At 40.6% G+C, this 10042-nt stretch carries 12 protein-coding genes and 11 tRNA genes; 1 reads left to right on the top strand and 22 read right to left on the bottom strand.

The genetic code is table 11. From position 1 onward, the window contains the following. Positions 1 to 78: 78 nt before the first annotated feature. The 12 genes from SB775_RS23460 to SB775_RS23405 form a co-directional block, all read right to left on the bottom strand. A tRNA-Gly gene (locus SB775_RS23460) sits at positions 79 to 152 on the bottom strand. 29 nt (positions 153 to 181) lie between these two features. Then, positions 182 to 258: transfer RNA gene (locus SB775_RS23455), tRNA-Pro, on the bottom strand. A gap of 7 nt (positions 259 to 265) precedes the next feature. Continuing rightward, positions 266 to 342: transfer RNA gene (locus SB775_RS23450), tRNA-Arg, on the bottom strand. A gap of 18 nt (positions 343 to 360) precedes the next feature. Beyond that, positions 361 to 446, bottom strand: a tRNA-Leu gene (locus SB775_RS23445). Positions 447 to 505: 59 nt separating this feature from the next. Then, positions 506 to 587, bottom strand: a tRNA-Leu gene (locus tag SB775_RS23440). A gap of 9 nt (positions 588 to 596) precedes the next feature. Continuing rightward, positions 597 to 672 (bottom strand) — tRNA-Lys (locus SB775_RS23435). 9 nt (positions 673 to 681) lie between these two features. After that, positions 682 to 756 (bottom strand) — tRNA-Gln (locus tag SB775_RS23430). Between the two features lie 76 nt (positions 757 to 832). Beyond that, a tRNA-Asp gene (locus SB775_RS23425) sits at positions 833 to 908 on the bottom strand. A 25-nt stretch (positions 909 to 933) separates the two neighbouring features. After that, a tRNA-Glu gene (locus SB775_RS23420) sits at positions 934 to 1005 on the bottom strand. Between the two features lie 17 nt (positions 1006 to 1022). Further along, positions 1023 to 1113, bottom strand: a tRNA-Ser gene (locus SB775_RS23415). 7 nt (positions 1114 to 1120) lie between these two features. Then, positions 1121 to 1195: transfer RNA gene (locus SB775_RS23410), tRNA-Asn, on the bottom strand. Positions 1196 to 1328: 133 nt separating this feature from the next. Next, on the bottom strand, positions 1329 to 1808 hold the full coding sequence (locus SB775_RS23405; RefSeq protein ID WP_410863573.1) for a SprT family protein: 480 nt from the start codon (positions 1806 to 1808) through the stop codon (positions 1329 to 1331). Between the two features lie 83 nt (positions 1809 to 1891). Between SB775_RS23405 and cmpA the strand changes: the two genes are divergently transcribed. Continuing rightward, positions 1892 to 2011: a cortex morphogenetic protein CmpA gene (gene cmpA, locus SB775_RS23400; protein WP_089364909.1), complete on the top strand. Its 120-nt coding sequence runs from the start codon at positions 1892 to 1894 to the stop codon at positions 2009 to 2011. A gap of 79 nt (positions 2012 to 2090) precedes the next feature. On the opposite strand, the gene SB775_RS23395 is transcribed toward cmpA, so the two are convergent. The 10 genes from SB775_RS23395 to SB775_RS23350 form a co-directional block, all read right to left on the bottom strand. Next, positions 2091 to 4274 (bottom strand): Tex family protein, encoded by a 2184-nt coding sequence (locus SB775_RS23395; RefSeq protein WP_410863572.1) that lies wholly within the window; start codon positions 4272 to 4274, stop codon positions 2091 to 2093. Positions 4275 to 4366: 92 nt separating this feature from the next. Beyond that, positions 4367 to 4978 (bottom strand): PP2C family serine/threonine-protein phosphatase, encoded by a 612-nt coding sequence (locus SB775_RS23390; RefSeq protein WP_250211736.1) that lies wholly within the window; start codon positions 4976 to 4978, stop codon positions 4367 to 4369. Beyond that, positions 4975 to 5763 (bottom strand): RNA polymerase sigma factor SigB, encoded by a 789-nt coding sequence (sigB, locus tag SB775_RS23385; protein ID WP_410863571.1) that lies wholly within the window; start codon positions 5761 to 5763, stop codon positions 4975 to 4977. Before sigB ends, SB775_RS23390 begins: the two co-directional genes overlap by 4 nt. Then, a complete protein-coding gene (gene rsbW, locus SB775_RS23380) occupies positions 5741 to 6214 on the bottom strand; it encodes an anti-sigma B factor RsbW (RefSeq protein WP_061461190.1) in 474 nt (157 codons plus the stop codon). Before rsbW ends, sigB begins: the two co-directional genes overlap by 23 nt. Further along, the gene (locus SB775_RS23375; RefSeq protein ID WP_061461189.1) at positions 6211 to 6543 is read right to left on the bottom strand and encodes an anti-sigma factor antagonist; all 333 of its coding nucleotides are present in this window, start codon (positions 6541 to 6543) and stop codon (positions 6211 to 6213) included. The genes rsbW and SB775_RS23375 overlap by 4 nt, the downstream gene beginning before the upstream one ends. 59 nt (positions 6544 to 6602) lie before the next feature. Beyond that, complete coding sequence (locus SB775_RS23370; RefSeq protein ID WP_410863569.1) at positions 6603 to 7613, bottom strand: PP2C family protein-serine/threonine phosphatase; 1011 nt, start codon at positions 7611 to 7613, stop codon at positions 6603 to 6605. A gap of 10 nt (positions 7614 to 7623) precedes the next feature. Beyond that, on the bottom strand, positions 7624 to 8025 hold the full coding sequence (locus tag SB775_RS23365; protein WP_061461187.1) for an anti-sigma regulatory factor: 402 nt from the start codon (positions 8023 to 8025) through the stop codon (positions 7624 to 7626). A 3-nt stretch (positions 8026 to 8028) separates the two neighbouring features. Continuing rightward, on the bottom strand, positions 8029 to 8385 hold the full coding sequence (locus SB775_RS23360) for an STAS domain-containing protein (RefSeq protein ID WP_061461186.1): 357 nt from the start codon (positions 8383 to 8385) through the stop codon (positions 8029 to 8031). A gap of 2 nt (positions 8386 to 8387) precedes the next feature. Beyond that, positions 8388 to 9215 carry an RsbT co-antagonist protein RsbRA gene (locus SB775_RS23355; RefSeq protein ID WP_061461185.1) on the bottom strand — a complete coding sequence of 276 codons (828 nt, stop codon included), beginning with the start codon at positions 9213 to 9215 and terminating at the stop codon, positions 8388 to 8390. Positions 9216 to 9686: 471 nt separating this feature from the next. Next, positions 9687 to 10037 (bottom strand): type II toxin-antitoxin system PemK/MazF family toxin, encoded by a 351-nt coding sequence (locus SB775_RS23350; RefSeq protein WP_034306610.1) that lies wholly within the window; start codon positions 10035 to 10037, stop codon positions 9687 to 9689. Positions 10038 to 10042: the final 5 nt, after the last annotated feature.

Below are 10042 nucleotides of genomic sequence, written 5' to 3'. Positions count from 1 at the left end.
TTTGCTTTTTTGATAGTGTGTGCTCACTTAAAATTTAACGTTGGCGCTTTGTTTTGTTCAGTTTTCAAAGAGCAATAATGGAGCGGGTGAAGAGAATCGAACTCTCATCATCAGCTTGGAAGGCTGAGGTTTTACCACTAAACTACACCCGCATTTAATTTTAAAGTGTTTCCAGAAAGAATGGTCGGGAAGACAGGATTCGAACCTGCGACCCCTTGGTCCCAAACCAAGTGCTCTACCAAGCTGAGCTACTTCCCGAAAAATATGGTGCGCCCGGCGGGAGTCGAACCTACAACCTTCTGATTCGTAGTCAGATGCTCTATCCAATTGAGCTACGGGCGCTAATTTCTATGATGTTATTGGTGCGGCCGAGAGGATTTGAACCTCCACGGGGTTTCCCCCACTAGGCCCTCAACCTAGCGCGTCTGCCATTCCGCCACGACCGCGAAAGCGACTTTGTAAGTTTAACACCTTTTCAACTTGTTGTCAAGAAGAAAATTATCAGTGCGGGTGAAGGGACTTGAACCCCCACGCCTTGCGGCGCCAGATCCTAAGTCTGGTGCGTCTGCCAATTCCGCCACACCCGCGAAAAGAAATGGTGAGCCATGAAGGATTCGAACCTTCGACCCTCTGATTAAAAGTCAGATGCTCTACCAACTGAGCTAATGGCTCTAAATAAAATGGCTGGGCTAGAAGGGATCGAACCTTCGCATGACGGAATCAAAATCCGTTGCCTTACCGCTTGGCTATAGCCCAACAATCTAATACTTTTTAATGGCCAGGTTAATATTATATCACAATAATATTATTTTAGCAAGTATTTTTTAAAAAATGGCGGTCCCGACGGGAATCGAACCCGCGATCTCCTGCGTGACAGGCAGGCATGTTAACCGCTACACCACGGGACCAGCATTATAATTTTGCGAATAAAAGTGACCCATACGGGATTCGAACCCGTGTTACCGCCGTGAAAGGGCGGTGTCTTAACCGCTTGACCAATGGGCCTTGATAAAATATGTAACTGGCGGAGAAGGAGGGATTTGAACCCTCGCGCCGCTTACGCGACCTACACCCTTAGCAGGGGCGCCTCTTCAGCCTCTTGAGTACTTCCCCAAAAAAATGGCTCCGCAGGTAGGACTCGAACCTACGACCGTTCGGTTAACAGCCGAATGCTCTACCACTGAGCTACTGCGGAATAATGAAAATTGGGTTCCTTTTTCATGCTCAAGGACCTTAGTGTTTGTCGTGAAGAACAAGTTGTTATCTTGTCGACTCTTATGATTATAAAGAGGTTACAACCTAAAGTCAAGGGTTCTTTTGTGTCTTTTTTAAATTTCTGTTTTTCCCTCTTTAAACCCTTGGTAAATCAATGTTCCGCGACATTTACCACAAACGAAACGGGTAGTGTCGATTCGTTTTTTTCTAATATACACCTGCTGACAGTCTTCACATTTATATTGAATAGTATTCATCTTTCTCTTTACTTGATTTGATTGTAGTGGCTCGCAAAATCTCGGTGCCTCCACTTTTTTGAGTAATTGCTTAAAGTCTGCATCACGATGCTGATACCCTTTCTTCTCGAGGTGCAGATGATAATGGCACAATTCATGTTTTATGATACCAATCATTTCTCCCACACCGCGTTCATCAAGATACTTCTTATTAATTTCAATATTGTGTGAACGAAGCAAGTATCGTCCTCCTGTAGTTCGAAGACGAGGGTTAAAAGTGGCTACATGTCTAAAGGCCTTTTTAAAGTCTTTCAACGAAATTTCTTCAACCAGTTTTTGCAATTGCAGATTATCCATTTCCCCCTCCCTTTCCTTGGTAACATGACAACCCATTATAACATAGACTAATAATACAATAGGAAACTAAGGGAGGAAAAGCTATGCCTAATTGGTTCCAGAATCAAATCCGTAAAGCCTTTTATGAAAAGGATTATTATCAAGTGAAGATGTTGAATCAATGTTGGTTTTTTTATCAAAAGAAGGAAAGTCTCCGATTATAGATTCAACTATGTTCGAAATATAACATACATTTGCTTTCCCAAAAAAACCCCTTCTAATATAGAAGGAGCTTACCATAGGCTAGTTTTGATTCTTTGGCTCGAGCATAGTTAAAGATACCCTTTGCTTTTGAGAGTCGACAAGTTCTACCCAAACCGTCACAACATCCCCAACGGCAACTATATCCAATGGGTGCTTTACAAACCGATTGCTTAGTTTGGAAATATGCACAAGTCCGTCCTGTTTAACACCGATGTCCACAAACGCACCGAAATCCACAACATTCCTCACTGTGCCTTGTAATTCCATCCCAGTTTGCAGATCCTCCATTTTTAGCACATCTTGCTTAAGCAGTGGTTTTGATAATTCATCCCGAGGATCTCTTCCCGGTTTCATCAAATCATCTATGATATCTTTAATCGTAATTTCCCCAATTTCCAAAACATTTACTAATTCCGCCGGATTTAGTTTACCTAACTCTTCATTCAGTGCATCACTGCCTAAATCCTCAGAAGTGAATCCCATTTTCTTTAACAATTTATTCACGGCACTGTAGTTCTCAGGATGTATCGCGGTTTGATCCAAAGGTTCATCTCCATTAATGATACGCAAGAACCCTATGCATTGTTCATATGTTTTGGCGCCAAGTCGGGGAATCTTCTTTAATTCCTTCCTGCTAGCAAACTTCCCTTCCACTTCCCTTTTCTTCACAATATTTTGAGCAACTGATTTTGATAAACCAGCTACATATTGTAATAGGGACGATGAAGCGGTATTGACGTTAACTCCCACCTGGTTAACAGCTGTCTCTACTACAAAAGAAAGGGATTCCGTTAACTTTTTCTGGGACACATCATGTTGATACTGACCTACCCCCACTGATTGAGGATCAATTTTTACAAGTTCGGCAAGGGGATCTTGAAGCCTTCTACCTATAGATACGGCGCTTCTCTGTTCTACTTGAAGATCCGGAAACTCTTCACGGGCAATATCTGAAGCAGAGTATACACTTGCCCCCGCTTCATTAACAATGATATAAGATATATTTCCTTTCACTTCCTTTAGAATATCCGCGATGAATTGCTCTGATTCACGTGATGCCGTCCCATTGCCGATTGCCACAATTTCAACTGAGAACCGCTGAAGTATTTCGATCGTTTTTTCGCGGGCAGCATTAAACTTCGCAACAGGGGGATGCGGATAGATTACACTAATATCGAGTACCTTTCCCGTTTCATCAATAACAGCCAATTTACAGCCCGTCCGATATGCCGGATCTAGAGCTAGGACCACTTTCCCTTTAAGCGGGGGTTGCAGGAGTAAGTTCCGGAGATTTTCAGAGAAAATGTGGATAGCTTGATCCTCTGCTTTTTCCGTCAGCTCTTTCCTGATTTCCCGTTCTACCGAAGGCATGATCAAACGCTTGAGTCCATCCTCAATCGCTGATTTAAGGACACTTTGGGCTTCAGATTTGTTATTTTTAATGATTTTCCGTTCCAGATGACCAATGATGACTTCAGTCCGAGGCTGAATGGATATTCGTAAAACCTCTTCCTTTTCCCCTCTGTTAAGCGCTAAGACCCGATGTGGCACGATCCTTTGAACTGGCTCCTCATATTCATAGTACATCTCGAAGATTCTTTTCTCGTCCTTCTCCTCATTTTTCACGGCCGAAACTATTTTTCCAGCTTTGAAAATCTCAGCCCTCATCCACTTCCTTAATTCCGCGTCATCAGAAATATGTTCTGCTATGATATCCTGCGCTCCTGCAATAGCCTCTTCAATAGAAGTAACTTCTTTTTCTGCCGATACGAATTCTGCGGCTTTTTCGCTAACTCGAGCTTGCATTTGACATTCAAGAAGCCATTTAGCCAGTGGTTCAAGCCCCTTTTCTTTAGCGACCGTCGCCTTCGTTCTCCTTTTTTGCTTGAACGGCCTGTATAAATCCTCGACTTCCTGCAGTTTTGTTGCCTTCTCGATTTGTCTTTTTAATTCTTCCGTCAATTTTCCCTGTTCACCAATCGAACGCGTAACTTCCATTTTCCTCTGCCCAAGGTTTTCTAGATAGTTCCACCTTTCCATAATGGAACGAATCTGCACTTCATCAAGTGAACCCGTCATTTCTTTTCTATACCGGGCAATAAATGGTACAGTATTCCCCTCTTGCAGCATCTGTATGACGTTTTGAACTTGATTATTTTTCAAAGTTAGCTCATTGGATATTTGTTTAATCAATTCTTTTAATGTATCTTCTACAACGATCATTATGTTTACCTCCAAGCTTTTAATCTAATATGTATAGTCTAGCAAATGAGGGATGAAGTTGCGAATCCATTACAAAAAAGCTCACTTCCGATTTATGGCGAAAGTAAGCTTCCTAAAATGAAAGTTGTATCATCTGCAGTTACTGGACTGCTTTCTAAAATGCATTGGGCGTTCTTATCGATAGGGACAAGCCTTTTTAAAAAAGATTTAGCTCCCTTAAGTTCTAGACCATCGGAATGAAGAATGAATTTTGCATTAGGTTCATATTTGTAGCTCTGCGTCCTGTATTTTTGCTTCCTGCCGGATAAATACCCTGTAACAGGTAAAGGGTAAACAAGATGGTCCTCGCTTGGATTATACAGAAAGAAGCGGATGTTCCCAACTGAACTGTATATAAATTCATTCTTTTCATAAAATATCTTCAAAATGGAAACGGCTGCCCCCCGCTTATCGATTAAAACTTGATTACATACTGCCATTAGTGATTCTACATCCAACTCATGATTACGTTTAACTTCCTCGATGACGGCATGGGAGGATTCGTAAGCATTTTTCCCGCTACCTAGCCCATCTGCCAGTACACACACAAAGTATTCTTTCGTATGAAGAAAGAAGTAATCATCACCGCAATAAACCATCCCGTTTTTAGAGGATTGAGAGACAAGGACTTCTATTTTTTCTTCCCTCAGAATATCTTTGATCACTGTATTAACTCCGAGTTTTCAGCGTTAATGGCTTCCTGAAGTTTCTTGATTGCGCGGCGCTGGAGCCTTGATACATGCATTTGGGAAATTCCAAGTTTATCGCCCGCTTCTTTTTGACTTAAATTTTCTAGATAAGTATGTTGAATGATCATCTTTTCACGGTCACTCAACACATGCAGCACCTTTTCAAGCACTAGGCGCTGATTGACCTTTTCAAAACCTCCATCGACATTTCCGAAAATATCAAGCAATGTGACCGTACCACCATCGGAATCCGCCTCAATAGAATGATCAACAGATAATGCTTGATAGCTTTTACCCATTTCCATCGCTTCTAAAACTTCTTCTTCAGTAACCCCTATACAATCGGCTATTTCATCTATTCTTGGTGAACGGTGCAGAGTCGTCGTTAATTCCTCAACAGTCACCCTTATTTTCGGACCAAGTTCCTTAATTCTTCTTGGCACATGAACACTCCATGTTTTGTCACGCAAGAACCTCTTGATTTCCCCGATTATTGTAGGAACGGCAAATGCCTCAAAGCTTTTACCGAAAGATTCATCATATCTTCGAATGGCACCTAACAAACCAATCATGCCGACTTGAGAGATATCCTCCTGAAATGATTTCCCCTTCGCATACTTTCGGGAGATTGTTTCAACCAAACTTTTATAATGGATGACCAGTTTACTCTGTGCTTCATCATCTTGGTTCAGCTGATAAGCTCTAATCCATTCATTTACCTGTTCCCTTTGTGCCTGATTAGGTTGAGACTGTTTTTGCATCCATCTCCACCTGCTCTCCTTCTAAAAACTTAGTCATAAATACTGTAACCCCGTCATGCTGATGAATTTTCACATCATCCATCAGAGTTTCAATGAGGTAAAGACCCAAGCCTCCTTCTCTCAAGAGCTCGACTTTTTGTCCATTTTCGTATGGACCGATTCCTTGACGAATCTCTTCGAAATTACAGCTCTTACCACTATCAGAAACCATGACCTCCAAACGGTCAGGATAAAGCCCGAAGCTCACTTTCACTTCACCTTTTTCAGAATCCTTATATGCATGCTGTACCGCATTTGTACAAGCCTCACTGGTAGCGATTTTCAAATCCTCGATTTCATCATACGCAAATCCCATCCGGCTACCTATTCCAGAAAGCGTTAAACGAATGACACCGATGAACTCTGGTTTTGCAGGTATTTTCATTTCGATGTAATCATATACTTGACTCATTCTAACCCACCCTCTGTACCACTTTTTATATCAATGATATCTGCAAGACCCGTAATATCGAATAAACGTCGTAACCTTTCTGATAAACCAACTAAAGTGAATTCGCCATCATGTGCCCTTACGCTTTTAAAAGCACCGACAAATACTCCAAGTCCCGTACTATCCATATAGGAAACTTCAGTTAAATCAATAATAATCGAAACATTGTCCTGCTCTGATATTGGAAATAGTGATTCTCTTAGTTTTGGTGCAGTATAGGCATCGATTTCACCTTTTAGTTTTACAATAAATTCATTATTTAATTCATTAACATCTACTGTTATATTCATCCTTGACCCACCTCTTCAAATCCTCTTCATTCCTATATCTATACCCTGTGGAAAAAATACTAAACATTTGATCTTAAAATTATTAATGTGAAATCATCCCTTAATTGGAAGTTCTGCATTTTCTCCAATTGCTTATAAATATTATTCACCATTTCCTGGGCTTGTAAGTGCATATTCTTTTTAATGAAACCAATTAGCGTTTCCCTTTCTATGAACCCATCATTTGTCCGGCACTCGGTCACTCCATCAGATAATAAAATAATCATATCTCCGCGATTCACCGTTTTTTCATATTGGCGATACCTTGTTTTTTTATCAACTCCAAGCAACAAACCTTTTGCATCCAAATCGCTAAAAGTGCCTGAAGCGGCGTCATAGTAAAAACCAGGTTCATGCCCAGCTGAAGCATAGGAAAATTGCCTGTCATGCGGATCATATAAGCCATAGAACATGGTTATGAACATACTTGGATCTACATTATGCTCCACAACACGGTTTAAACTCTCAAGCACACTTTTCGGTTCATGACGATGCTCCGGAAGACTATCCATCGCATATTTAATCATCGACATGCACAATGCAGCAGGAATCCCTTTGCCTATTACATCGGCAATCCCTACCCCGATACGCTCATTTTCATCTTGGACGAAGTGATAATAATCTCCATTCATCTGTCTGGCCGGGACACTTATCACCCCAATTTCAAGAGCTTTGATATCAGGAATTTCCGTTTCCAAAAGAGTATGTTGAACGTTTGCCGCGATCTCAATTTCCGTTTTCAGTTCCTGCTGTTGATGTCTAAGGCTTTGATGTTCACGGTATGCAATGCCGTATCCCATCATGACTTCTAGCAGAAAATCGAATGAATCCAATACTTTTCCCGGTAATTCCGGGTAAAGTTCCATTAAGTTATTTTTATGCATACTGATGATTTCTTCTGGAGATATATTGTATTTTATATGTAGGCGGCTAATCTTTTGTCCTTGGTAGAGTGCCTGCTCATTTTGGTCTTTAAGATAAGTAGAAAGCGCCTCATGATACTTTTTCTCCATGTTCTCCCTAATATCCATAGTCCCCCCCCTAACGGAGCCATTTCGTAGCGACAATCTTAGTCCCTTCTCCTGGTATCGATTCAATATCAAAGTCATCCATTAAACGTTTGACTCCAGGAAGGCCTGCCCCCAGTCCCCCTGAGGTGGTATATCCATCTTCCATGACTCTGCGAATATCCTCAATTCCCGGCCCTTGGTCCTCTGCAATGATTTTCAATCCTGACTTCCCATTTATATTTGGCTTTTCTATGCTTACACTGCCTTGTCCAGCATATAAGTATATATTTCGGGCCAATTCGCTTATAGCCGTTGTGATCCTTGCCTGGTCTACAGTACCGAACCCCAACTCTTTAGCGACATTTCTTCCGAGCTGCCTTGCAGCTACGATGTCCCATTCATTTATGATTTTTACGCAGGATTGGAACTCCATTCTTTAATCCCCCAATTCCTGTTGTAATTTCTCCAGGCCTTTCTCTAAATCTAATGCTGTCAAAACACCATCGAGACTAATTCCCAGTTCAATTAATGTTATTGCAACAGCAGGCTGGATCCCCGTAATTACAACCTTTGCCCCCATTAGCTTAGACATGCTAAAGACATCGCCTAATACCTTTGCGATAAAGGAATCTATGAAATCTATTGAGGTTATATCTATAACAACGCCATTTGCGCTTGTTTCATGAATCTTATGCAGTAAGTCCTCTTGAAATTGAAGGGCTGTCACATCATCCAATTCCCACTGAATAGAGACTAACAAGCAGTCATAAAGCTTTAATATCGGAATCCTCATACTTATCCCTCCACCTTTACGATCTTACGGCTCGTTAATTCCAACGCAACTTCTATCCCTTTTTTTAACGTATTTTTTGTAATCACTTCATTTAAATTAATTCCAAGATTAACGATGGTTTGGGCTATTTCAGGGCGAATGCCGCAGAGTATACATTTAGCACCCACTAATCGGACCGCTTCCGCTGCCTGGATGATATGATGAGCAACCATGGTATCCACGACCGGCACACCCGTTATATCAATAAGAACAACTTCAGATCTATGCTTAACCACGCCAGTCAGCAGGTTTTCCATTATCTGTTTGGCACGTTCCGTATCAATTGTGCCAATCAGCGGCATTACCGTAATGCCTTCCAAAACAGGAATGAGCGGTGCCGAAAGTTCTTGCAAGGCTATTTTTTGCATGGAAACGGTTCTTTCCCATGTTTGGGTATATATATTGACTATCTCATTATTTATTGGTGTTGCCCATTTATCCAAATGGTTAACAAGATTGACTTGATTCTCAAGAGTCACCAAACCCTTTGCCACCATTCCATTAATGACAATTAACGTGAATTTATGAAGTCCTTCATTGACGAAAGTAAGAGGCCATCCCAATTGGACGACTTTCTCGGCAAAATCTGAAAGCTTTAATGTGAATTCCTTGTTTTTACTATCAACATTCGTAATGATCATATCTATAAATTCACTGCTCGTTTGCGTAAACATTCGATCAGAGACGACTTTAATTAATCTTTCGTCTGTACTTTCCTTCATGATATCCATCCACTCAGTAAGAATGTAATCATGATTTTGCTTAATAAAATCGTAAACCAATTGGTTCATAATATCCTCCCATTCTAACACAATTGCTATGTTTCCCTGTCCTCGTCACAAGGATGTTAACTAACTGTAATGTTCTTTCCACCTGGAATTCCATTGGGTTTCCCCACTTCACTTTTCCTTATTTAAGTATCTACAACATAACTACATACCCGAAAATCAGGTAAGGAAAACATCTTTCAAAGTAAAGTTAGGAGGATACCAATAAAAACCAATGAACGTTTAATCCAATATCTAATTGTATACTTTTTTATTCGTCAAATTTTTTATATTTCCTGCTGTAAAAATTGGTACAAATAATACGATTAATTGAATTGAAGAATCTTCATCCTCTGAATTCCTTTATTGTGTACATAAATTTATGTTATTTCATAAAAAAACACGATTCCCACTGTTGCAGGAATCGTGCCATCTAATTAAAATTAAGAATGATTTGTATTATAATAACGCCCGGATTAACGGGAAAACGTTTCTCTAAAACTCAATGAGGCCTAGACTGATTTGTAAAGCTTCATTGACCTTTTGCATCATCGGTTCGTCAAGATGCGTAATTTTATCGGTTAAACGCTGCTTATCAATTGTCCGGATCTGTTCTAATAAAATGACGGAATCTCGTTCAAATCCGTACTTTTTGGCATTAATCTCAACATGTGTAGGCAATTTCGCTTTTTGAATTTGAGCTGTAATGGCTGCCACGATCACAGTCGGACTAAAGCGATTACCAATATCATTTTGTAAAATTAGTACCGGACGGGTTCCACCCTGCTCTGAACCGACTACCGGGGAAAGGTCTGCGAAGTATACGTCACCACGCTTAACAACAATCAATG

This window comes from Peribacillus sp. SIMBA_075 (genome assembly GCF_046534585.1).
This window is presented reverse-complemented; position numbering and strand designations above follow the sequence as displayed.

Bases quoted from the DNA above. Each gene is read 5' to 3' on its own strand.
- SB775_RS23405 (WP_410863573.1), bottom strand. From the start codon at position 1,808: ATGGATAATCTGCAATTGCAAAAACTGGTTGAAGAAATTTCGTTGAAA.
- cmpA (WP_089364909.1), top strand. From the start codon at position 1,892: ATGCCTAATTGGTTCCAGAATCAAATCCGTAAAGCCTTTTATGAAAAG.
- SB775_RS23395 (WP_410863572.1), bottom strand. From the start codon at position 4,274: ATGATCGTTGTAGAAGATACATTAAAAGAATTGATTAAACAAATATCC.
- sigB (WP_410863571.1), bottom strand. From the start codon at position 5,763: ATGCAAAAACAGTCTCAACCTAATCAGGCACAAAGGGAACAGGTAAAT.
- rsbW (WP_061461190.1), bottom strand. From the start codon at position 6,214: ATGAGTCAAGTATATGATTACATCGAAATGAAAATACCTGCAAAACCA.
- SB775_RS23375 (WP_061461189.1), bottom strand. From the start codon at position 6,543: ATGAATATAACAGTAGATGTTAATGAATTAAATAATGAATTTATTGTA.
- SB775_RS23370 (WP_410863569.1), bottom strand. From the start codon at position 7,613: ATGGATATTAGGGAGAACATGGAGAAAAAGTATCATGAGGCGCTTTCT.
- SB775_RS23365 (WP_061461187.1), bottom strand. From the start codon at position 8,025: ATGGAGTTCCAATCCTGCGTAAAAATCATAAATGAATGGGACATCGTA.
- SB775_RS23360 (WP_061461186.1), bottom strand. From the start codon at position 8,385: ATGAGGATTCCGATATTAAAGCTTTATGACTGCTTGTTAGTCTCTATT.
- SB775_RS23355 (WP_061461185.1), bottom strand. From the start codon at position 9,215: ATGAACCAATTGGTTTACGATTTTATTAAGCAAAATCATGATTACATT.